We start from the raw sequence: 23,122 nt of genomic DNA on the forward strand, positions 1-23,122 counted from the left end.
ATTTAACTAAAAATTATATTAATATAATTTTATCCGTTGTGAGTAAGTAGTGTTTTCTGTTGTGATATATGGATATTTTAATCGGGAAAGTGAAACGAATTTTATTTTGGGATAAGGACATGAGAGCTTGAAAATAAAGGGAATGAAAATACTTCTTTACGTTATATAAATAGCTGTGTTTAAATGACCTTACAGTACAAAACTTACTTGAAAACAAAACGAAATTTCATACTTTTATACGTGAATTAGTTTAAAATGAATAATATTTTTATGTAATATATTCACTGTATGAATGTGGAAATTGCAATAGAATAGAAAAATTATACAACTTTATTCATACTAAGCACATATGAAAAGGTATGAAATGTTTTATAACAATAAGTAAGTACTGTAGAAAAAAGTTAGGAGAGATGGTTCGTACATGAATCACGGTGAGAATGTTCTCTATTTTAACCATCTCAAATTAATTGCAAGAAAATAGAATAATAAAATGCGATAGCAATAGTTGCTAATACATAGGAGGAGTTAAAGTGAAAAAGACTTTAATTACAGGGTTATTGGTTACAGCAGTATCTACGAGTTGCTTCATTCCTGTAAGCGCTTACGCTAAGGAGGGGCAAACAGAAGTGAAAACAGTATATGCGCAAAATGTAATTGCTCCAAATACATTATCTAATTCAATTAGAATGTTAGGGTCACAGTCACCGCTTATACAAGCATACGGATTAGTTATTTTACAACAGCCAGACATTAAGGTAAACGCTATGAGTAGTTTGACGAATCATCAAAAATTTGCAAAAGCGAATGTAAGAGAGTGGATTGATGAATATAATCCGAAGCTAATCGACTTAAATCAAGAGATGATGAGATATAGTACTAGATTTAATAGCTATTATAGTAAGCTCTATGAACTAGCAGGAAAAGTAAATGAAGATGAACAGGCAAAAGCAGATTTTACAAGCGCATACGGGAAATTACAATTGCAAGTACAAAGCATCCAAGAGAGTATGGAGCAAGATTTATTAGAGTTAAATCGATTTAAAACAGTATTAGACAAAGATAGCAATAACTTATCGATTAAAGCTGATGAAGCAATAAAAACACTGCAAGGATCAAGTGGAGATATTGTGAAGCTAAGAGAAGATATTAAAAGAATTCAAGGGGAAATTCAAGCTGAACTAACTACTATTTTGAATAGACCTCAAGAAATTATTAAAGGTTCTATTAATATCGGTAAACAAGTATTTACCATTACAAATCAAACTGCACAAACGAAAACAATTGATTTTGTTTCTATCGGCACTTTAAGTAATGAAATTGTAAATGCTGCAGATAGTCAAACGAGGGAAGCAGCTCTTCGCATTCACCAAAAGCAAAAAGAGCTACTACCACTTATACAAAAGTTATCACAAACTGAAGCAGAGGCGACACAAATTACATTCGTTGAAGATCAAGTAAGTAGCTTTACAGAATTAATCGATCGTCAAATTACAACTTTAGAAACGTTAATAACAGATTGGAAAGTTCTAAACAATAATATGATCCAAATTCAAAAGAATGTTGAAGAAGGCACATATACAGATAGTAGTTTACTTCAAAAACATTTCAATCAAATTAAAAAAGTAAGTGATGAAATGAATAAGCAAACAAATCAATTTGAAGATTACGTTACAAACGTTGAAGTACATTAAAAATAAGTAACGATATAGGGAGAGAAGAAAAATGACAAAAAAACCTTATAAAGTAATGGCTCTATCAGCACTTATGGCAGTATTTGCAGCAGGAAACATCATGCCAGCCCATACGTATGCAGCTGAAAGTACAGTGAAACAAGCTCCAGTTCATGCGGTAGCAAAAGCTTATAATGACTATGAGGAATACTCATTAGGACCAGAAGGCCTAAAAGATGCAATGGAAAGAACAGGTTCAAACGCTTTAGTAATGGATCTGTACGCTTTAACAATTATTAAACAAGGTAATGTTAACTTTGGTAATGTATCGTCTGTTGATGCGGCTTTAAAAGGGAAAGTGATTCAGCACCAAGATACAGCTAGAGGAAATGCGAAGCAATGGTTAGATGTATTAAAGCCACAGCTTATTTCAACGAATCAAAATATCATTAATTACAATACGAAATTCCAAAACTATTATGATACTTTAGTTGCTGCGGTAGATGCAAAAGATAAAGCGACTCTTACGAAAGGCTTAACTAGATTATCAAGTAGTATTAATGAAAATAAAGCACAAGTAGATCAATTAGTAGAAGACTTGAAGAAATTCCGCAATAAAATGACGTCAGATACGCAAAACTTCAAGGGAGATGCAAATCAAATTACATCTATCTTAGCTAGTCAAGACGCTGGAATTCCGCTATTGCAAAATCAAATTACAACGTACAATGAAGCAATTAGTAAATATAATGCAATTATTATCGGTTCATCAGTTGCCACAGCGTTAGGACCAATTGCAATTATCGGTGGTGCAGTAGTTATTGCAACTGGTGCAGGAACGCCGCTAGGAGTCGCGTTAATTGCAGGTGGTGCAGCAGCTGTAGGTGGTGGTACAGCTGGTATTGTTTTAGCGAAGAAAGAGCTTGATAATGCACAAGCTGAAATTCAAAAAATAACAGGACAAGTTACAACTGCTCAATTAGAAGTAGCAGGATTAACAAACATTAAAACACAAACGGAGTATTTAACAAATACAATTGATACTGCAATTACAGCGTTGCAAAACATTTCAAACCAATGGTACACAATGGGATCAAAATACAATTCTTTACTTCAAAATGTAGATTCAATTAGTCCAAACGATCTTGTTTTCATTAAAGAAGATTTAAACATTGCGAAAGATAGCTGGAAGAACATTAAGGACTATGCAGAAAAGATTTATGCTGAGGATATTAAAGTAGTAGATACGAAAAAAGCATAATAGTAATTGAACTGTTACAGCATTACGTACAGATAAATGATTTTTAAATAATAGAGAGCTCCTGTTCAGTAGTGAGCAGGAGCTTTTTTTACCTCTAACGTTTCATATCCTCATAAAAAGAATAGGTGATAATTATGCGTAATAAATTCTATAAAAAATGTCTTTTAACGATAATGATTGCTGGATTCGCAACAAGTAACGCGTTTCCTTTACATCCTTTTGCAGCGGAACAAAACGTAAAAACATTGCAAGAAAATGCGAAAAATTATTCTCTTGGACCAGCAGGTTTCCAAGATGTAATGGCGCAAACGACATCGAGCATATTTGCAATGGATTCATATGCAAAATTAATTCAAAATCAGCAAGAGACTGATTTGAGTAAAATAAGTTCAATTAATAGTGAGTTTAAAGGAAATATGGTTCAGCACCAAAGAGATGCAAAAATTAATGCAGCGTATTGGTTAAATAATATGAAGCCTCAAATTATGAAAACGGATCAAAATATTATTAATTACAATAATACTTTTCAAGCGTACTATAATAGCATGCTAGTAGCGATTGATCAAAAGGATAGCGGTAAATTAAAAGCAGATTTAGAAAAGTTGTATGCGGACATTTTAAAAAATCAAAATGAAGTTGATATTTTATTAGGGAATTTAAAAGCATTTCGCGATAGAATGGCGAAAGATACAAACAGTTTTAAAGAAGATACAAATCAATTAACTTCGATTTTGGCGAGTACGAATGCTGGTATTCCAGCATTAGAGCAACAAATAAATACATATAATGATTCAATTAAAAAAAGTAATGATATGGTTATCGCTGGTGGTGTACTTTGCGTAGCGTTAATAACATGTCTTGCTGGCGGACCGATGATTGCGATTGCGAAAAAAGATATCGCAAATGCAGAAAGAGAAATAGCCAATTTAAAAGATAGAATCTCTGGCGCACAAGCAGAAGTCGCAATTTTGACAGATGTGAAAAATAAAACAACAAATATGACAGAAACAATTGATGCAGCAATTACAGCACTGCAAAATATATCAAATCAATGGTATACAGTAGGTGCGAAATATAATAATTTACTACAAAACGTAAAAGGAATGAGTCCTGAAGAATTTACGTTTATAAAAGAAGATTTAAATACAGCGAAAGATAGCTGGAAAGATGTAAAAGATTATACAGAAAAATTACATGAAGGCGTGACGAAGTAAACAGTGGACTTGTTCCGCTGTTTATTTTTTCATCCTGTTTTTTGTGAGAGTTGAACTTGTCGTTTGATATATAAGTTTGTCATGTGTGTTATGAATGTGGCTTTGGGATAATGTTTAGCCAAATTGATGCTAATAACCTAGATAAACTTTTGATCAAGCCTTTTATATGTAATGTTTTAATGAAAAAAGCTATACTGTAAGCAAAACTAAAAATTGGAAAGGAAATACTAAAACATGGAAAATTATTTATTATTTATCCTTACAGCAATGTTAATTATAATAATGCCTGGTCCTGGTTTTGCACTAGTTACAAAAAATACTATCTCGCATGGTAAAAATGGTGGGATGAAGACCGTTTTAGGAACGGTATCTGGAATGATGATTCATACAATAATGGCTACGCTAGGACTCTCTGCCATTCTAATGAAATTTTCTGTATTATTTACATTAATAAAATATGCTGGGGCTTTTTATTTAATTTACTTAGCTGTAAAGTCAATTAAAAGTGCTTTTTCTAAAAAAGAAGATATGTCAGTTTCAGTGGAAATGAACTCTAAGGATATTGGGACGATTAAAAGTTTTAGACAAGGATTTACAACGGCAATCTTAAATCCAAAAACGGCTGTATTTTTCCTAAGTTTTCTCCCCCAATTTATTGTGAGCAATCAAAGTCATTTCTTCCAATTTCTTTTGTTAGGGCTCACATTTACGACTTTGACAGCAATATGGTATTTGCTTTATATCACGCTAATACGCCAATTAAGAACTTTTTTAAGAAAAGAACGAGTGAACCGTACAATGGAGGGGATTACGGGCACAGTGTTATTAGTATTTGGAGTTAGGTTATTTTTCCAAAAATAAATATGAATCGATGTAACTACTTCAAAATCATCTGTATTGAGTTTATGAAGCTACACAATAAGGTTTCATTGTATATACTAAGTGAAGTAGAAGTTCAGTTAGTATAAATTCGGTAGTCGAATTTTTTTGCATAAAGCTGTATAATGCTTGTAACGAAAGGGAAATACAGGAAAGGATTTGTAATGAGTTACTATGGAAAAAGATAAACAACAATTAAGCGTAGAAGTTGCGAGATTATATTATCAATCAGATTATAGTCAGCAAGAAATTGCTAACAAATTAAATATTTCAAGACCGACGATTTCTAGATTATTAAAGTACGCGAAAGAAAAAGGATTTGTTCAAATTAGTATAGCCGATCCATTTGCTGATTTAGATAACGTTGGGAATTTATTGAAAGAAAAGTACAACTTGTTAGAGGCGCATGTCGTATTTTCTCCAGTGCCAGAATATGCAACGATTACTGAGTATATTAGTAAATATGCGGCTGAGTACATGGAAAAGACAGTGAAAAACGGTGATATCGTCGGTGTAAGCTGGGGAATGACGATGTATGAAATCGCTAGGAAAATCGTACCACAACATGTGAAAGGTGTAGAAGTTGTCCAGCTAAAAGGTGGTATTAGTCATTCGAGTGTAAATACATATGCGAATGAGACTATTGCTTTATTTGCAGAGGCTTTTCAAACGACACCAAGAAATTTACCGCTCCCGGTTATATTTGATAATGCGGTGACAAAAGAATTAGTAGAGCAGGATCGACATATTCATCACATTATTGAAATGGGGAAACAGGCAAATATTGCAGTTTTCACTGTCGGAACAGTGCGTGATGAAGCTTTATTATTCCGATTAGGATATTTAGATAAGGATGAAACGAACATTCTGAAAAAACAAGCTGTCGGTGACATTTGTTCACGTTTCTTTGACGGAGACGGAAATATTAGTAGCGAAGAAATTAATAAGCGTACCATTGGAATTGAGTTAGAGGAACTTAAATTAAAGAAAGGTTCTATTTTAGTTGCAGGTGGTAATAGAAAAATACAAGCAATTGATGGTGCGTTACGTGGCGGGTATGCAAATGTATTAATTATTGATCAGCATACAGCAAAAGAACTGTTACATTATCAAAAAGGTTAGAAATAAAAGGCTTTCTCAAGATGTTAATTTTGAGAAAGCCTTTTATTTTAGTTATGTATGAATGAAAAAGATTTCTTTTAAAAAAATAATTATGGATATTGAGATACATACTACCAGTGTTAACATAAAAGTTTTGATTTCAACCTGTGATCTATATTAGTTGTTTTTCAGCTAGACTACGTATAATTTAATGCAAGAAATTCCCTTTCGAAAAAGAATGAACAAAATTTCAAAAGTATATTTACATTTGTTCAACTAAGAGTTAGAATGAAGTTGTTAAAAGATATGAGGAGTGATAATAATGAATATTGCAAAGTTAATTGACCATACAATTTTAAAAGCTAATTCTACAAAAGAAGATGTTATGAAAGTAATCGAGGAAGCAAAGGAATATAAATTCGCTTCTGTTTGTATTAATCCTACATGGGTAAAGCTAGCTGCTGAAGAATTAGCTGGACATGATGTAGACGTTTGTACTGTAATCGGTTTCCCATTAGGTGCAAGCACTACTGAAACAAAAGCATTCGAAACAAAAGATGCTATCGCAAAAGGTGCAACTGAAGTTGATATGGTAATCAACGTAGGTGCTTTAAAAGATGGCGACAATGAGTTCGTTGAAAAAGATATTTATGAAGTAGTACAAGCAGCAAAAGGAAAAGCTCTTGTAAAAGTAATCATTGAAACTTGCCTTCTAACAGACGAAGAAAAAGTTCGTGCTTGTGAATTATCAGTAAAAGCTGGCGCTGATTTCGTAAAAACTTCAACTGGATTCTCAACTGGCGGAGCAACTGCTGAAGATATCGCATTAATGCGTAAAACGGTAGGACCAAACGTTGGTGTAAAAGCATCTGGCGGAGTTCGTACACGTGAAGATGCAGATAAAATGGTAGCTGCTGGAGCTTCTCGTGTTGGAGCAAGCGCTAGTGTTGCAATCGTATTAAACGATGCAAAAGGTGCTACAGATAACTACTAATTAATAAAGTGTGAAAAGCAATAGATACACAAAGTATAGTGTATCTATTGCTTTAACAATTGAAAAGAATGTAAGCGGATACGAATGGGAGGAGACGGCTTATGAAATACTTAATCGGTGTTTTTGGCCTCGTATTGATTTTAGGTATCGCTTGGCTTGCTAGTAATGATAGAAAGAAAGTCAAATATCGTCCAATCATAACGATGGTTATATTACAATTCATTTTGGGTTTTTTACTATTAAATACAAGTGTAGGGAATATATTAATTAGCGGAATAGCAGATGGTTTTGGGGAATTATTAAAATATGCCGCTGATGGTGTGAATTTCGTATTTGGTGGATTAGTAAATCAAAAAGAGTTTTCATTCTTTTTAAGTGTATTAATGCCAATCGTATTTATATCAGCTTTAATAGGTATTTTGCAACATATTAAAGTATTACCTATTATTGTGAAATCTATCGGTCTAGCATTAAGTAAAGTAAATGGAATGGGTAAACTAGAATCATATAACGCGGTAGCTTCTGCGATTTTAGGGCAGTCTGAAGTGTTTATTTCAGTTAAGAAACAACTAGGATTATTGCCAGAGAAAAGAATGTACACATTATGTGCATCTGCAATGTCTACAGTTTCTATGTCTATCGTTGGATCATACATGGTGTTATTAAAACCGCAATATGTTGTAACCGCTTTAGTACTTAACTTATTCGGTGGCTTTATCATTGCTTCTATCATTAACCCGTATGAAGTTACTGAAGAAGAAGATATGTTAGAAGTGCAAGAAGAAGAGAAGAAGACTTTCTTTGAAGTACTAGGGGAATACATTATCGATGGATTTAAAGTTGCGATTACAGTAGCAGCTATGTTAGTTGGTTTCGTTGCTCTTATCGCATTCATTAATGCAGTATTTAAAGGTGTAATCGGTATTTCATTCCAAGAAATTCTTGGTTATGTATTTGCACCATTTGCATTTATTATGGGTGTTCCATGGCATGAAGCAGTTAATGCCGGTAATATTATGGCAACAAAACTTGTATCGAATGAATTTGTCGCTATGACAGATTTAGCGCAAGGGAACTTTAATTTCTCAGACAGAACGACAGCGATTATATCTGTATTCTTAGTTTCATTTGCAAACTTCTCTTCAATTGGAATTATTGCAGGGGCAGTTAAGAGCTTAAATGAAAAGCAGGGGAATGTAGTCGCAAGATTTGGTTTGAAATTACTTTTCGGTGCAACGCTAGTAAGTTTCTTATCAGCAACAATCGTTGGTTTATTATTTTAATAGATTCATATCATATAAAAAGGAATGGTGATTGTAATGAGAATGGTAGATATTATTGCAAAAAAACGTGACGGCAAAGAATTAACGACTGAAGAAATCAAATTCTTTATTAATGGATATACAGACGGAAGTATTCCTGATTATCAAGTGAGTGCACTTGCAATGGCAATCTTCTTTAAAGATATGACAGATCGTGAACGTGCAGATTTAACGATGGCAATGGTGGAGTCTGGAGAAACGATCGACTTATCAGCAATTGAAGGCATTAAAGTAGATAAGCATTCAACTGGCGGTGTTGGTGATACAACTACATTAGTATTAGGACCATTAGTTGCTGCTTTAGATGTACCAGTAGCAAAAATGTCAGGTCGTGGTTTAGGACATACGGGCGGAACAATTGACAAATTAGAAGCAGTGGAAGGATTCCACGTTGAAATTACGAAAGAGCAGTTCATTGATATTGTAAACCGTGACAAAGTAGCTGTTATCGGACAAACAGGAAACTTAACACCTGCTGATAAAAAGATTTATGCATTACGTGATGTAACAGGAACAGTAAATTCAATTCCTCTAATCGCAAGTTCAATTATGAGTAAAAAAATTGCAGCTGGTGCTGACGCAATCGTACTTGATGTAAAAACAGGTGCAGGTGCATTTATGAAAACAGAAGAAGATGCAAAAGAATTAGCACATGCAATGGTACGCATCGGAAATAATGTAGGACGTCAAACGATGGCTGTTATTTCAGATATGTCACAACCTCTTGGCTTTGCGATTGGTAATGCCCTAGAAGTGAAAGAAGCAATTGATACGTTAAAAGGTGAAGGACCAGAAGATTTAACAGAATTAGTACTTGTATTAGGAAGTCAAATGGTCGTACTTGCGAAAAAAGCAAATACGTTAGAAGAAGCTCGTGAAATGTTAATTGAAGTTATGAAAAACGGAAAAGCAACTGAGAAATTTAAAGAGTTCTTAAGCAATCAAGGTGGAGATAGCTCGATTGTAGACAATCCAGAAAAAATGCCACAAGCGAAGTATGTAATTGATGTACCTGCTAAAACTTCAGGCGTGATTTCAAATATTGTTGCAGATGAAATCGGTATCGCTGCAATGTTACTTGGTGCAGGCCGTGCAACGAAAGAAGATGAAATCGATTTAGCTGTAGGTTTAATGTTACGTAAAAAAGTTGGCGATGCAGTAAAAGAAGGCGAGCCATTCGTAACGATCTACGCAAATCGTGAAAATGTAGAAGATGTAAAAGCAAAAATTTATGAAAATATTTCTATCGCTGAAACAGCAGTGGCTCCTAAATTAGTTCATACTGTTATTACTGACTAATTAACATTACATTTACTTTGAGGAGGAAATAATATGGATAAGAAAAAATATATTGAAGAAGCAAATAAGATGTTATCGAAAGCGTATATTCCGTATTCAAAATTTCCGGTTGGTGCAGCATTAGTTACGAAAGAAGGTAAAATCTATACTGGTTGTAATATAGAAAATGCTTCTTACGGTTTATGTAACTGTGCAGAAAGAACAGCAATATTCAAAGCAGTATCAGAAGGGGAGCGCGACTTTAGTTACTTAGTCATTACAGGAGAAACTGACGGACCTATTTCACCATGTGGTGCTTGTAGACAAGTGATTGCTGAATTTTGTGATCCGAAAATGCGAGTTTTACTAACGAATGTAAAAGGTGACGAAAAAGAAGTGACTGTTGAGCAGTTACTTCCTGGTGCTTTCACAATTGATGATTTAAAATAAGTTGAAAAGCCATTCCGCAATTAATAATTGTGGAATGGCTTTTTTGTTCTTTAAAAATAGAATGTAATATTTTGTTCATATTCCGTTCATAAACTTTGCGTAAAATGATTGCAGCGAATATGGAAAGTTTATAGCAGGAGGAATAGAATGAAGAAATTATATAATGCAGCATTCATTTACTTAATTATTGGTTTATTATCAGGAGTATTTGCGCGAGAGTATACGAAAGCACAAGGAATTAAAGGTTCCACTATGTTGCAATTAGTACATACACACGTACTAGTGCTTGGATTCATATTCTTTTTAGTCGCTGTTGCTTTAGTTAAAGTATTTCAAATACAAGAAACAAAAAGTTTTCATGCCTGGTTTGTTGTATATAATACAGGATTAATTATTACTATCGTAACAATGGTATGTAGAGGTCTTCTACAAGTAAATGGAACTGACTTTAACGGTTTAAGCCATATGGCTGGATTAGGTCATGTTATTATAAGTATCGGTTTCGTTTGGTTTATGATTTTACTCAAAAAGTCTATTAAATAGATAGGAGTGGAGAGTATGAGTGTAGCACTTTTATCAAGTATCGTAGCAGTTTGTATGGCCGTTGGTGTTATGTTTCTTCGCTTTAAGTCAGCGAAAAAGCCGGTTACGAAAAAGAAAATTATTTTGCCGCCAATTTTTATGAGTACTGGCGCCATGATGTTCTTCTTACCGGAATTCCGATTAACATCGTTAGAAATAGTAGAGGCAATTATCGCAGGACTTATTTTCTCTATATTTCTTATTAAAACAACTAAGTTCGAAGTAAAAGGCGAACATATATATATGAAACCGTCAAAAGCATTTATATTTATTTTAATTGGTTTATTAGCTGTACGAGTCGCATTAAAATCATATTTAAGCCAAACACTTGATTTGGCGCAATTAAGCGGGATGTTTTTCTTACTCGCATTTGCGATGATTGTGTCGTGGAGAATTGCGATGTATCGCTCGTATGTTACATTGCAAAAACAACAATATTAAGTAGAAAAAGAGCTGGAATTTCATTATGAAAAGTCCAGCTCTTTTATGTTTTATACAATTGTTTCTTTAGCTTTAATTTCATTTGCTTAATTTCAAACGAATTTGAGCATCTTGTAATGCAACTGGTGTAACATTAAAACCATTTGAATCGACAATTTTTGTGTTTAATAAAATGGAATCTAAACTTCCACGAAATGTTTTTGTATAGTTTTGACGTAACATTTGTTGTTCTTGTTTTTCATCAACTGTTAATCCAGATGTTTTTTCTTTTTTTGATAATTCGTTAATACGGAATAAAATGTTTTTCATTTGTTTTCACCTCAAGTTAGATTTAATTACATTAGTTACTTACTAATGTATAGTTATTGTAACCTATCTTTCAATGAGTGTCAACGCCTATAAAAATCCTTTTTTTGTAAGTGTAATGGGTGATGAAAAATGAAAAAATTACGAATACTTGAAATGGAAAAGATATTAATATACAACACCTTAGTAGGGTATACTAAATTTTTGTTTTACATTGTGAAAGTAGTAAGTAAAGGGAGTATGTAATAATGAATGCAGTAATTTCAAAAAAAGAAACAATCATCTCATATACGATTGCTATTTTCTTTATTTTAGCTATGGTTACAGCGGGTGTGTTATTAAATGATCCGGAAGTCATTTTGCCGGAAATAGCAGCGATGGTAATTGCTTTATGGGCGTATCGTGAGCCAGGTTGGTTAAGGCAGCCAGAAAAAATCTTTATTGCACCGTCAATAACAGCTGGTATTGGTTTTATCGTGAATCAAATGGATTTAGCTTATATAGCAAAAGTAAGCGTAACACTTATATTCATGATGCTGTTTTTACGTATTATACAATCAAATTTAGCACCATCTATTGCGACAGGTTTATTACCTTTAGTGACAAATGCGACTGAATGGTCATTTGTTATCTCAGTCTTCGTTTTAACATTTATTTTAATGCTTGGTGTCCTTGTTTTTAAATTGAATAGCGGTATTGAGAGAAAAGTTAACATCCAATATAAATATATGGCTGTATTTCTAATACTAAATTTCATTTGGATAAGTATATGCTGGATCACTGGTCATGAACAATTAGCGGTTATTCCGCCAATATTAGTTGTTGTGTATGAATCACTTCAAAAACCGATGTACAATGAAAAAATGATATGTAAACAAATAGTAGTATTAACTACATCTGCAACTGTTGGAACTTTATTGTACTTTGCAATCGACTCATGGATTATAGTCACTTTATTAAATATGATTTTAATGCTTATTTTATTAAAAATAGTTGGTGTACGTATTCCAGCAGCATATGCATTTCCATTACTGCCGCTCGTATTTCCAGATGAAATGATAAAGATGTTACCAGTAGGTTCATTTGTTGCGGGGGTATTCTTATTTGGTGCAGTATTACTGTATAAAAAGTGGGAGATGAAGCAAAAGGGAATACAAATGTAGAGAAGAACATACAATCCTTAGTTAGCATAATAAATAGACACCCGCGGGTGTCTATTTTCATTAAATGAAATTTAGCTTAACGCATGTAAACAATTCACAAGTTCTGTTGCTTTTGAAAAGAAGGGAGAATGATCAGCTTCTAAAGTAATAATCTTCGAGCATGGAGTTTCTGTATTCATTCGGCGCTGAAAATCAATTGGAATCGCTCTATCTAGAGTTGTTTCAATATAAATGCGATCTACAGTTCCGAAGTTTTCTTCAGAAATTTTTAGCTGTTGTTGAAATGGTCCTAGTGGCTGAGGACGCATTTTTTTGGAAGATGCTTCTTTAATCTCTTCATTTTCGGTAGCATTTAAAAATGTTTTTTCAATTAGATTAGGTATAAGTTCAGCTGTCATGTCGTTCTCATTTATTGAAAATTGTGGACCAGCTTCACCATCTAATTTACTGCCAAGGCTTTCTCCGTTTTGTGGTAAGAATGCACAAAGATATACTAATTTATCGATTTTATTCGGTATAAGTTCAGCGGTTTGGGTGATCACAATTCCACCCATACTATGTCCAACAACAATAACTTTTTCAGTTTGTTGATTTATAGTAGCTGTTACTGCATCAACATAGGAATCTAACGCTATATTTTGTGAAGGAGTTGTATCTTTCCCGCTTCCAGGTAAGTCTAGTGTAATAACAGTGTGACTTAAAGCCTCTAGTTGAGGTTTTACTAATTCCCATGCCCATTCACCTTGCCATGCTCCATGTACTAAAACGTAAGTACTCATTTAATCAACACTCCTCTAATGTTTATATGCTTTATTTTTTTGTAAAATTGATAGTGTATACTTAGTGTATAGGAAGTAGTTTGATAAATATAATGAAGGTTATTTATAGATGATATAAATATCTTTTATATAAGGAGAACAGAATGAACGTCTTTGATTTTAAAGTTTTTAAATATGTGGCTCGGTTGAACAGCATTAGTTTAGCAGCTAAGGAATTACATATGACACAGCCAGCAATAACGCATATTATAAACAAACTAGAGAAACGATATGCTTTAACTTTATTTGAGCGCTCTAGACAAGGAACGATGTTAACTGAAAATGGAAAAGAATTTTTAGTTTGTGTAGAACGACTTCTAATGGAGTATGAAAATCTTGAAGAAACAGCTTTACACTTGAAGAATAAAAGTTTGTATAAGATTGTATTAGCTACGTATCCTTCCGTTACTGTATATTGTTTGGCAGAGTGTATCCAATTAGGTAATATTAATCAAAGTCAGTACGTGCTTGCAATTAGAGAGGGAAGCTATCAAGAAGTTTTAAATTGGCTGTCTGCTGGAAGTGCTGATTTTTCTATTTCTATAAAAGAAAATCTAATACCAGGATTTCACTATGAAGTTATTGGTGAAGATCCTTATGTTATCGTTTCTTCAAAGAATATTCCACCTAATCTTACTAGTAAAGAGTTGAAAAATTATCCTTTTATTATGCCACTTTCTGGTTGTAAAGAAGTACTTGAACCATACTTAATGAAAAACGAAATAACAGTGAATAAAGTGATGGAGTCAGAGTCAATTAGCTCGGCATTAGCACTTACTTTACAAGTTAACGGTATAACGATCGTTCCGTTATCAGGACTTCATAAACAAATTATTCATGACTTTATCGTGCAATCGATAGACATTGAAATCCCGAGGCAACTCATTATGCAGTGGTCGCCTAAAAAAGAGAAAGATCCATTGTTTCTCGCGTTTGTTACGAATTTGCTAACACAATTACAACAAAAGAAAAATGAATAAAATGATACAAAAGGTAAGCTCATTTCACTGAAGCTTACCTTTTGTATGTATTACCAATATAGGTCGGTATCATAAAGTCCGATTAAAACGAGAAGTACACCAGCTATACGCTGAATATTTTTCCCTATTTTTCGGCTCTTTTTAAGTAGTGTTCCATTTAAGCCTAGGTAGGAGATAATGGACAGTAATACAACGACAGGTAGAACAGTTCCTATAGAGAAAAAGGTAGGAAATAAATACCCGTAATTAGATGTTAAAGAGAGTGGTATTAATGTTCCGAAAAATAGCACAAACATAGTAGGGCAGAAAGCTAACGAAAAGAAGAACCCAAGAAAAAATGAGCTGACTTCATTTTGTTTTCGTATAGATGTGATAGGGAAGATGGTAGAGAAGAAGTTTCTACCTTTTATAATACCTGATAATATTACCCCCATTATTATTAATAAAGGTCCGATCAGTTTACGTAACCATGGGAAATACAAAGTTAATATTTGCTGAATCTCTTTTCCTAAGAACCATACTAATAGTCCAAGTGTCGTAAAAGCTATTATTTTTCCTAAAATGAATAACAATATATGTTTCCAGATATTTCTCTTTTGTAAAGATTGATTGCCATAGATTGTAATGGCGCTAATGTTTCCTGTTAATTGGCATGGAGCAAGGGTACCCACTATGCCTAATAAAAACGCAAATAAAAGAGGGATTGATTTCGTAGCATTTGCGACATCCATTAAAGGAGACATGAGTTGATAACTCCACTCGCTAATTGTTGAAAACACGTTATATTCACCTTTCTAATTAAATTGTAATATGCCATTTTTAGTAATCTGCTTCCACGTTTTACCGTCATCTGTGGAAAGGAATACATTTGCTTGCATTGTAGCAAGAACTATCTCAGATGAATTTTGAGGGTTTTGTGCAATATACATCATGTTATCTTTAGCATCTAATGATGGAACTTGTATGTTTACCTCTTCATTTGTAGCAATTGATTTTTTCGTAATCATTTGTTCACCTTTCTTATTGATAGAGGCATAAATAGCATCTTCATTATTTAATGTAACTGCGGTTGATTCAAGTGATTTAGAGAATAGTTCAAATGTATTCCCGTAATCTGTAGATAAATAAACACCATCTTTAGCACTTACTGCGACTACACTCGCTTGATCCGGATGTACTGAAAATGCATGGATTGTACTTGAAAGCCCCTTTAACTTACTATTTTTCCATTCTTGTCCGTTGTCCGTACTGACATAAAAACCTTGTTGTAATTTAGAATTAGGACGTTCATTGTATAAATAAATTGCTTCCGAATTATATCCGACAGCAAGGTTATGAAAATCAGATTCTCCATAGAATGCTAGCTTTTCCAGGTTATTGCCGCCATCAGAACTTTTCATTAATCCTAAAGGATTTTTTAAATTTGTACCTGGTTCCGGATGCCCACTAACAAAAAATCCATTTTTAGTTGCCTGAAAGCCCATATAATCGTGTAACTGTGTAGCAGTTTCAAACCATTTTCCATTTTGATAAACTTTTATACCACTATGAGTTGCGATAGAAATACCAGGCATATTTCCTGCATAGCCAATTCCGTGAATGTGCGCTATTTTTCCAGATGTAATTTCTTTATAGAAGTTTTGCGGAATCGTATTTGCGTTATCTTTATTTTGGGGCTGAGATTGAACGGTTTCTTTTTTTACTGGTGGTGTTTCTACGTTATTAGAGCATCCTGTAATGATAAATAATGAAGTAATGGCTAGTCCTACGTAATGTTTCACGTTTGTAGGCTCCTTTCTTATATATATGAGATGTTAAGTATATGGAATAAATGTCAAGAAATTGTGGAGTGATTAGATGCCTAGTAATGAAAGTTTATCTTCTATATAAACATTATTAATTGACGAAAAATTATAACAATAATAGAATGAATTATATTGGATAATCAGTTTCAAAATTATACATAGAACGCTAGGGGGATTATTATGAAATCAACATTTTTTGCTCAAAATAGAGAACGATTAGTAAACACATTACCAGATGAATCTATTACTATTTTATTTGCTGGACAAGCACCTCATATGTCAGCGGATGCACATTATAAATTTGTGCCAAATCGAAATTTTTACTATGTAACAGGAATCGATGAACCGAATGTTATTTTCATGTTGAAGAAGTTTGGAAATAGTGTTGAAGAAACACTTTTCATTGAAAAGTCAGATCCAGTAATGGAAAAGTGGGTCGGTAAAACAGTTTCTAACGAAGAAGCAGAGAAAATTTCAGGTATAAAGAAAGTTGTATATTTAGATAGCTTTGAAAAGACAATGTCAAATATACTTTTTACAGAAAATGTGAAGCATCTATATTTAGATTTAGAGCGTCGTGAGTGGAATGGTACGGAGACAAAAACCCTTGCGTTTGCTAAACATGTAAGAGAACAGTATCCACACGTTTTAGTTGGTAATGTATATCCGAATATTTGTGAATTACGAGTATTTAAAACAGAGGAAGAAATTGAAATCATTAAAGAAGCAATTGCTGTAACGAAAGACGGTATTTACAATGTGTTAAAGCATGCAAAAGCTGACATGATGGAGTATGAATTAGAAGCTCAGTTTGATTTCACACTGAAATCATCTGGCATTAAGCATCATGCGTTCAATACAATTTTGGCAAGTGGAAAAAATGCAACAGTTCTTCATTATGAAGATAATGATGCACAAATTCAAAATGGTGATTTAGTACTGCTAGATTTAGGCGCTCAAAAAGACTATTATAACGCTGATATTAGTTATACTTTCCCGGCAAATGGAACTTTCTCTAGTCGCCAAAAACAAATCTATAATATTGTATTAAAAGCATTGAAAGAAACAACAGAGATTATTAAGCCAGGCTTAAATTTTGCTGCATTAAATGAGCATACAAAAAAAGTATTAGCAGAAGAGTGTAAAGCAATTGGCTTAATTCAAGAAGACGAGGAATTATCTAAATATTATTATCATGGTGTTAGTCATTTCCTTGGTTTAGATACTCATGATGTAGGTACATACAAAGATAGAGTATTAGAAGAAGGTATGGTTATTACGATAGAACCGGGCCTTTACATCGAGGAAGAATCAATTGGTATTCGTATTGAAGATGATATCCTTGTAACGAAAGACGGGTATGAAAACTTGTCAAAAGATATCATTAGAACAGTTGAAGAGATTGAAGGGTTTATGAGTAACAATAATGTAAATGTAAAAGAAGATGAAGTTGTTACGAAATAATAGTTAGAAGAGGCGCTCAATTTTGGGTGCCTTTTTATTTTGCTCATTTTATATCTCCATATTTTCTTGAAAATTATCTTCTATAATAATCTTGAAAAAGAAAAAGGAGGGATTTTCTATGAAGAGATTTGTATTAACAGCAGTTACAGTCTCCGTAATATCTTTAATTGCTGCATGTTCTGCGACCACAAATACAACAAATGATCATAAAAATATGAATGATAAAAAAACAACACAGACTGAAACGGCTACAAAGCCATTGAAAGTTGTAAAAGGGCCAGAAGTTACTTTAGTAGCGAAAGAAGAAAAACAAAAGCTAAGTAGCGGTGTTATTGTTCCAGTCTGGACATTTAATGGTTCATCCCCGGGTCCGGAAATTAGGGTGAAAAAAGGTGAAAAGGTTAAAGTGACATTAAAAAATGAATTACCTGCACCAGTATCTATTCATTGGCATGGGTATCCTGTCCCAAATAACATGGATGGAATTCCAGGCGTGACACAAGATGCGGTTGAATCAGGAAAAAGTTTCACCTATGAATTTGAAGCGAACGTACCAGGAACGTATTGGTATCATTCACATCAAGATTCTGTAAATCAACTAGATAGAGGCTTATATGGTGCCCTTATTGTAGAGGATACAAATGAAAAGTATGATAAAGATTACACGTTAATGTTAGATGAATGGATAACAGATAAAGAAGAAATTAATAAGCAGTTAAAAGAAATGACAAAAGCGCAAAAAGGTAATAAATCTAAGGATAATGAAAATACGAAAAAGAATGATGATATGAAAGGCATGGATCATTCAGGTATGAACATGGGTAGTGATAAAAAAGACTCTGGTAATATGGCAGGAATGGACCATGGAAATATGAAGATGGAAGGTCATGATATGAGTATGTATAACTTATTCACAATCAATGGTAAAAGCAGTGATTTAGTAGAGCCGTTAAAAGTGAAAAAGGGTGATAAAGTTCGTCTTCGACTAGTTAATGCTGGTTATCTATCACATGATATACACGTTCACGGTCATGATATAAAAGTAGTTGCGATAGATGGTCAACCAATAAACGATCCAAAAGCTATAAAGGATAAAGTAATTTCAATCGCACCGGGTGAACGTTATGATGTTGAATTTACTGCTAACAATCCTGGGAAATGGTATGTTGAAGACCATTCAGCAAATAAAGGTGCAAAAGGAATGAAAACCATTATTGAATATGAAGGTAGTAAAGAGATGAAAGACAGAGCAAATGAAAAAGAAAAACTACCGAAATTAGATATGACGAAATATGGTGAGAAAAAATTAGGTAATTTCACACTAGAGCAGCAGTATACTGCCACATATAATATGGACTTGAATACGCAAATGAATGGAAATGAAATGGTTTATACAATTAACGGAAAAGTATTTCCAGATATTGATCCAATTCTAGTGAAAAAGGGTGACTTAGTAAAAGTGAAATTAGTAAATCGCTCTAAAAGAGACGATCACCCGATGCATTTGCACGGTCATTTCTTCCAAGTATTAAGTAAAGATGGAAAGCCGATTGAAGGTTCTCCAATTGTTAAAGACACATTAAATCTGAAACCAGGAGAAGAATATGAAGTAGCCTTTGTAGCAGACAATCCGGGTGAGTGGATGTTCCACTGTCACGATCTACACCATGCTTCAGCAGGGATGGTAACGGAAGTAAAATATACAGATTACACATCTGATTATGTTCCAAACCCTAATATTCCTAATAAGCCGGAATAATGTGAAATTCATGTAGTTTATCATAATGTAAAGCAGTTATCTTAGTAGATAGCTGCTTTTATATGTCATGTTGTGAATTGGGAATATTATTTTTATAAAATTTTAGACAATAAGAGAGAGCTATCCTGTAGGAAGAGTTTACAAGGTAAAAATGTTTTTTTGTTATTTAGAGATTAAAAAACATAATTATTTATGATTAGATTAGAAATGGATAAATGTAATGTATTGTAGTTACAAAAGGCTAAATACTTATATTTGACCTTTCTTTTATTTTATACTACAATTCGTAGTGTGAAAGGAGAGCAGGTATATTTAAGCAAAAGTATAAGTTAAATGAAGAAGGCCTAAATTATGATTTTTTTATTTTTGTAGTATTAATTATAGGTGATCATTTGTAGCTATTTTTTTTGGAAATTAAAACTACATTATGTAGTGTTAGATTGAAGCAATGAGAGAATTTTCAAAGTGTAATGGATTTAAGTTTCATTTATTACTAGGTATAGATGGTGGATAATAAAAGGATACTTTTCCTGAATAGTTAGAATGAAAAGAAATGGAAGTTAACATAAAAACATAATGATACTTGAATATGTTTGTAAGAAGGTGTTTTATACTTATGAAAAAAATTTTAGCTAGTGTAGCAGTAGCTTCTGTTACAGGAAGTGTATTTATTAGTACTGCTCAAGCGAAAAATACTGTTATACAAAAAGACACGAAGCATGAGCAAACTACTGATGTAGTAAAATATGAAAATCAAGTAACAGTAAATACGAATGTTCTACGTGTCCGCACACAGCCAAATACGTCTAGTGCAATAATGGGACGCGTGTATGAAGGGGAAGTTTTACAAGTTATTGAAGAAGATAACGGCTGGTTGAAAATTAACCATAATGGAAAAGTGGGTTATGTAAGCAGTCAATTTGTGAAAGACAGTGGTTCAAATGGAAGCGACAATATTCAAGTAGCGAGTGGGGATTACAAAGTTAACGTATCCTCCCTCCGCGTTCGTACAGGTCCAAGTACTTCCCACACGATTTTAGGCTCTATGTATAAAGGACAAGTAGTTCCAGTGACTGGTGAAGTACAAAATTGGTTCAAAATTAACTATAAAGGACAAGACGCCTATATTAGTAAAGATTACATTTCAAAGAGTGGCTCTAATGCAAATGAACAACAAAATAATGTTACGGTTCAAGCTGACGGTATATACATTGTAGACGCTACATCTTTACGTGTGCGTACAGGTCCTGCTACTTACCATAGTGTAATTGGTGGTGTATTAAACGGACGAACATTGCAAGTGACTGGCGTTGAAAATGGCTGGTTGAAAATTAATCATAATGGAAGAACTGGTTATGTAAGCAGTGAATATGTAAAATTTGTTAAAAGAGGTACACCACCAAAACCTGAAACAAGTAATCCATCTACTGGAGCAACAGTTGATGACTACTATGTTAACGTAAGCGTGTTAAATGTAAGAAGCGGTGCTGGTACAAATCATGGTGTAATCGGTGCTTTATCAAAAGGAATAAAAGTACAAGTTCTATTTGAACAAAATGGATGGAAAAAAATTAATTACAACGGTAAAAACGGTTATGTATCAAGTAAATTCCTATCAAAAACAAGTGAGACTGATGCAGAGGAGCAGCGACAATCCCAAGAGATAAATACAACAAATGAATTTATTCAACCAGCTGTAGGAAGATATACTTCTGGATTTGAGAAACGTGGTAGGCAAATGCATCACGGATTAGATATTGCTGCTTCAGGAATAGTGCCGGTTGTTGTTGCCGCAGAAGGTGTAGTCACTCGCTCTTATTATTCTACAAGCTATGGTAATGTTGTGTTTATTTCTCACAATATTAACGGACAAACATATACGACTGTATATGCTCATTTAAAGAGTCGTTCTGTTTCTGCTGGTCAAAAAGTGAAGCGAGGACAACAACTTGGCATAATGGGGAATACAGGACAATCTGAAGGACAGCACTTACATTTTGAAATCCATAAAGGTGAATGGAATGCACAGAAGAGCAATGCTATGGATCCAAAAACATATATTGGTTAAGTGAAAATTGATTATTTCAAGATGGAATGGTATACCTTCTCAAGCAAAGAGAATTGAATATCTATGAAATTAATGTGTTATCAATTATATAGATATAGAAATTTTGGGCTAGCGATTCAAAGTGTTTTTAATCTTCATCTGTTAAGATATAAAATTAATGAAATCGATCCCCTCTAATATAATGAAATATTAGAGGGGATCGATTATAGCTGCTAATGTTTATGTTGTTCTTCTGTGGAAGAGGTTGGCGGGACATGCTCTGGGAACGTTATGAATACAGTCAGGATAATTACTACGCCAATGGAGAGTAATAATAGAAACCGACGATGGATATAAGTAGTAAAGGTTTCTGATAAAAGCTGAATTATACATGACATAGTTATCGTTATAGAAAGTAAAAGGCTAATGAATAGTATACTATGAGCTTGTTGCGCATTTAGCATTTCTGTAATCATTGCTCCCATCATACTTGCCATTAATCCAGAGAACATTCCTTCTAAGGCAGTATATAGGTGAAAACGTAGACCGACTAAAAGACCGATACAACCACTAATCAAAATAGCAAGCAAAGTAGAATATAGTAATTCCCCTTTAAAGAGAATACCTAAATAAAAACCTATACTTAAACCGATACTCATACTAAAAGACATAATAAATACCATATACTCCATTAGGGTACCCTTACGTTTAGAAATATATGATGTAATAATAATTGAGATACAACAAAGTGTTAAGGCAGTTAACGTATAAGCAAACATCATGATACCTCCCTGTCCTATCATTCACTTCATCATATGTTCGAATGGAGAGTACTTATGCTAATATATATCTGCAAATTATCTGCACAATTTAAAAAGGTAAGTTCAATATAATTCTCAAAAAATGATGGTTATCTTAGTAGATGATGCTTCATAAGGAATTGTTGTATGTAAAATTTTATAGAATATACTAAAGAAACTGTTTTAGTGTGATAACTGCAAGGATAATTAGTGGAATCTAAAAAATCTCTATGTAAAGCTACTAATTCAATGATGCATGTAAAACTGATATTACTTGTTCTGCCGATTATACTTTCAAAAAGCAACCATCAACAGATAGCCAACTCATTACATTTGAAGCTGTACGAGAATAATATGATCGCACATTTATGAAATGGGATGTTTGTAAAAGAACTGAGCGTTATTTTTCGCGCAGTTCTTTTGTTTATATAAAAAAGATTTTTAACTAAACCTGCTAAAAATTTGTGAAGAATTACACTTAAACTAACGAGGTGCGTTAGTTTAATAAGAATTAAGTGATATTATGAGTGAGGTGAGATTTTGGTTATTCAATTAAAGGAGCGCTTTAACGGAATAACGAAAAGAACCTAATTCCTCAATATAAATGTTGATAAATGGGGCTTTTTAATATGGGGATTTCCTTAACGTTGTAAATGCGCATTTTCCTGACGCTACCCCATGCCCATCAACTTAATAAAAACAAATACCCCCAAGATGAAAATTCCGTTTATTTTTGACAGAAAACGGCTTATTTTTTCGTTTTGGGAAGTATCCGTTTCTTAAGTTGA

20 protein-coding genes and 1 pseudogene are annotated in these 23,122 nt (G+C 33.3%); 16 read left to right on the forward strand and 5 right to left on the reverse strand.

Annotated features, from left to right (window positions below):
• The first annotated feature begins 530 nt into the window (after positions 1–530).
• From nheA to ACS2MN_RS13110, 11 genes and pseudogenes are all read left to right on the forward strand, one after another.
• On the forward strand, positions 531–1,691 hold the full coding sequence (gene nheA / locus ACS2MN_RS13060) for a non-hemolytic enterotoxin NHE subunit A (protein ID WP_346994141.1): 1,161 nt from the start codon (positions 531–533) through the stop codon (positions 1,689–1,691).
• A gap of 31 nt (positions 1,692–1,722) precedes the next feature.
• Positions 1,723–2,931, forward strand: coding sequence for a non-hemolytic enterotoxin NHE subunit B (gene nheB, locus ACS2MN_RS13065; protein ID WP_000162968.1), 1,209 nt, complete (start codon positions 1,723–1,725; stop codon positions 2,929–2,931).
• 134 nt (positions 2,932–3,065) lie between these two features.
• Entirely contained in the window at positions 3,066–4,145 is a 1,080-nt protein-coding gene (nheC, locus tag ACS2MN_RS13070) for a non-hemolytic enterotoxin subunit C (protein WP_001244615.1), read from the forward strand.
• 234 nt (positions 4,146–4,379) lie between these two features.
• Positions 4,380–5,006 (forward strand): LysE family translocator, encoded by a 627-nt coding sequence (locus tag ACS2MN_RS13075; protein ID WP_000432989.1) that lies wholly within the window; start codon positions 4,380–4,382, stop codon positions 5,004–5,006.
• 192 nt (positions 5,007–5,198) lie between these two features.
• A complete protein-coding gene (locus ACS2MN_RS13080; RefSeq protein WP_438894708.1) occupies positions 5,199–6,146 on the forward strand; it encodes a sugar-binding transcriptional regulator in 948 nt (315 codons plus the stop codon).
• Between the two features lie 301 nt (positions 6,147–6,447).
• A complete protein-coding gene (deoC, locus tag ACS2MN_RS13085; protein WP_001017434.1) occupies positions 6,448–7,119 on the forward strand; it encodes a deoxyribose-phosphate aldolase in 672 nt (223 codons plus the stop codon).
• A gap of 101 nt (positions 7,120–7,220) precedes the next feature.
• Positions 7,221–8,402: a NupC/NupG family nucleoside CNT transporter gene (locus ACS2MN_RS13090; protein WP_000876190.1), complete on the forward strand. Its 1,182-nt coding sequence runs from the start codon at positions 7,221–7,223 to the stop codon at positions 8,400–8,402.
• Between the two features lie 36 nt (positions 8,403–8,438).
• Positions 8,439–9,740 carry a pyrimidine-nucleoside phosphorylase gene (locus ACS2MN_RS13095; RefSeq protein ID WP_001983022.1) on the forward strand — a complete coding sequence of 434 codons (1,302 nt, stop codon included), beginning with the start codon at positions 8,439–8,441 and terminating at the stop codon, positions 9,738–9,740.
• 33 nt (positions 9,741–9,773) lie between these two features.
• Positions 9,774–10,169, forward strand: coding sequence for a cytidine deaminase (locus ACS2MN_RS13100; protein ID WP_000358537.1), 396 nt, complete (start codon positions 9,774–9,776; stop codon positions 10,167–10,169).
• Between the two features lie 147 nt (positions 10,170–10,316).
• Complete coding sequence (locus ACS2MN_RS13105) at positions 10,317–10,712, forward strand: DUF2871 domain-containing protein (RefSeq protein ID WP_000737869.1); 396 nt, start codon at positions 10,317–10,319, stop codon at positions 10,710–10,712.
• 15 nt (positions 10,713–10,727) lie between these two features.
• Positions 10,728–11,221 (forward strand): annotated as a pseudogene (locus ACS2MN_RS13110) (CcdC family protein).
• A 49-nt stretch (positions 11,222–11,270) separates the two neighbouring features.
• On the opposite strand, the gene ACS2MN_RS13115 reads toward ACS2MN_RS13110, so the two are convergent.
• Positions 11,271–11,501, reverse strand: coding sequence for a DUF896 domain-containing protein (locus ACS2MN_RS13115; protein WP_000789785.1), 231 nt, complete (start codon positions 11,499–11,501; stop codon positions 11,271–11,273).
• Between the two features lie 245 nt (positions 11,502–11,746).
• Between ACS2MN_RS13115 and ACS2MN_RS13120 the strand changes: the two genes are divergently transcribed.
• Positions 11,747–12,661: a hypothetical protein gene (locus tag ACS2MN_RS13120; RefSeq protein WP_346994142.1), complete on the forward strand. Its 915-nt coding sequence runs from the start codon at positions 11,747–11,749 to the stop codon at positions 12,659–12,661.
• Between the two features lie 71 nt (positions 12,662–12,732).
• On the opposite strand, the gene ACS2MN_RS13125 is transcribed toward ACS2MN_RS13120, so the two are convergent.
• Complete coding sequence (locus ACS2MN_RS13125) at positions 12,733–13,440, reverse strand: alpha/beta fold hydrolase (RefSeq protein ID WP_346994143.1); 708 nt, start codon at positions 13,438–13,440, stop codon at positions 12,733–12,735.
• 143 nt (positions 13,441–13,583) lie between these two features.
• On the opposite strand from ACS2MN_RS13125, the gene ACS2MN_RS13130 reads away from it, so the two are divergent.
• A complete protein-coding gene (locus ACS2MN_RS13130; RefSeq protein ID WP_346994144.1) occupies positions 13,584–14,459 on the forward strand; it encodes a LysR family transcriptional regulator in 876 nt (291 codons plus the stop codon).
• 50 nt (positions 14,460–14,509) lie between these two features.
• Here ACS2MN_RS13130 and ACS2MN_RS13135 read toward each other — a convergent pair whose 3' ends face one another.
• The gene (locus tag ACS2MN_RS13135) at positions 14,510–15,238 is read right to left on the reverse strand and encodes an urease accessory protein UreH domain-containing protein (protein ID WP_346994145.1); all 729 of its coding nucleotides are present in this window, start codon (positions 15,236–15,238) and stop codon (positions 14,510–14,512) included.
• 15 nt (positions 15,239–15,253) lie between these two features.
• Entirely contained in the window at positions 15,254–16,240 is a 987-nt protein-coding gene (locus ACS2MN_RS13140) for a F510_1955 family glycosylhydrolase (RefSeq protein WP_000683856.1), read from the reverse strand.
• A 204-nt stretch (positions 16,241–16,444) separates the two neighbouring features.
• On the opposite strand from ACS2MN_RS13140, the gene ACS2MN_RS13145 reads away from it, so the two are divergent.
• The 3 genes from ACS2MN_RS13145 (at position 16,445) to ACS2MN_RS13155 (ending at position 21,555) form a co-directional block, all read left to right on the forward strand.
• A complete protein-coding gene (locus ACS2MN_RS13145; protein ID WP_000843003.1) occupies positions 16,445–17,728 on the forward strand; it encodes an aminopeptidase P family protein in 1,284 nt (427 codons plus the stop codon).
• 118 nt (positions 17,729–17,846) lie between these two features.
• A complete protein-coding gene (locus tag ACS2MN_RS13150; protein ID WP_346994146.1) occupies positions 17,847–19,487 on the forward strand; it encodes a multicopper oxidase family protein in 1,641 nt (546 codons plus the stop codon).
• Between the two features lie 616 nt (positions 19,488–20,103).
• Entirely contained in the window at positions 20,104–21,555 is a 1,452-nt protein-coding gene (locus ACS2MN_RS13155) for an SH3 domain-containing protein (protein WP_098805916.1), read from the forward strand.
• 212 nt (positions 21,556–21,767) lie between these two features.
• Here ACS2MN_RS13155 and ACS2MN_RS13160 read toward each other — a convergent pair whose 3' ends face one another.
• On the reverse strand, positions 21,768–22,313 hold the full coding sequence (locus tag ACS2MN_RS13160) for a hypothetical protein (RefSeq protein WP_000458513.1): 546 nt from the start codon (positions 22,311–22,313) through the stop codon (positions 21,768–21,770).
• Positions 22,314–23,122: the final 809 nt, after the last annotated feature.

Source organism: Bacillus cereus group sp. BceL062 (assembly GCF_051780025.1).
GTDB lineage: Bacteria > Bacillota > Bacilli > Bacillales > Bacillaceae_G > Bacillus_A > Bacillus_A toyonensis.

Bases quoted from the DNA above. Each gene is read 5' to 3' on its own strand.
- ACS2MN_RS13125 (WP_346994143.1), bottom strand. From the start codon at position 13,440: ATGAGTACTTACGTTTTAGTACATGGAGCATGGCAAGGTGAATGGGCA.
- ACS2MN_RS13120 (WP_346994142.1), top strand. From the start codon at position 11,747: ATGAATGCAGTAATTTCAAAAAAAGAAACAATCATCTCATATACGATT.
- deoC (WP_001017434.1), top strand. From the start codon at position 6,448: ATGAATATTGCAAAGTTAATTGACCATACAATTTTAAAAGCTAATTCT.
- ACS2MN_RS13130 (WP_346994144.1), top strand. From the start codon at position 13,584: ATGAACGTCTTTGATTTTAAAGTTTTTAAATATGTGGCTCGGTTGAAC.
- ACS2MN_RS13150 (WP_346994146.1), top strand. From the start codon at position 17,847: ATGAAGAGATTTGTATTAACAGCAGTTACAGTCTCCGTAATATCTTTA.
- ACS2MN_RS13155 (WP_098805916.1), top strand. From the start codon at position 20,104: ATGAAAAAAATTTTAGCTAGTGTAGCAGTAGCTTCTGTTACAGGAAGT.
- ACS2MN_RS13095 (WP_001983022.1), top strand. From the start codon at position 8,439: ATGAGAATGGTAGATATTATTGCAAAAAAACGTGACGGCAAAGAATTA.
- ACS2MN_RS13145 (WP_000843003.1), top strand. From the start codon at position 16,445: ATGAAATCAACATTTTTTGCTCAAAATAGAGAACGATTAGTAAACACA.
- ACS2MN_RS13075 (WP_000432989.1), top strand. From the start codon at position 4,380: ATGGAAAATTATTTATTATTTATCCTTACAGCAATGTTAATTATAATA.
- ACS2MN_RS13080 (WP_438894708.1), top strand. From the start codon at position 5,199: ATGGAAAAAGATAAACAACAATTAAGCGTAGAAGTTGCGAGATTATAT.
- nheC (WP_001244615.1), top strand. From the start codon at position 3,066: ATGCGTAATAAATTCTATAAAAAATGTCTTTTAACGATAATGATTGCT.
- ACS2MN_RS13115 (WP_000789785.1), bottom strand. From the start codon at position 11,501: ATGAAAAACATTTTATTCCGTATTAACGAATTATCAAAAAAAGAAAAA.
- ACS2MN_RS13100 (WP_000358537.1), top strand. From the start codon at position 9,774: ATGGATAAGAAAAAATATATTGAAGAAGCAAATAAGATGTTATCGAAA.
- ACS2MN_RS13160 (WP_000458513.1), bottom strand. From the start codon at position 22,313: ATGTTTGCTTATACGTTAACTGCCTTAACACTTTGTTGTATCTCAATT.
- ACS2MN_RS13105 (WP_000737869.1), top strand. From the start codon at position 10,317: ATGAAGAAATTATATAATGCAGCATTCATTTACTTAATTATTGGTTTA.
- ACS2MN_RS13090 (WP_000876190.1), top strand. From the start codon at position 7,221: ATGAAATACTTAATCGGTGTTTTTGGCCTCGTATTGATTTTAGGTATC.
- nheB (WP_000162968.1), top strand. From the start codon at position 1,723: ATGACAAAAAAACCTTATAAAGTAATGGCTCTATCAGCACTTATGGCA.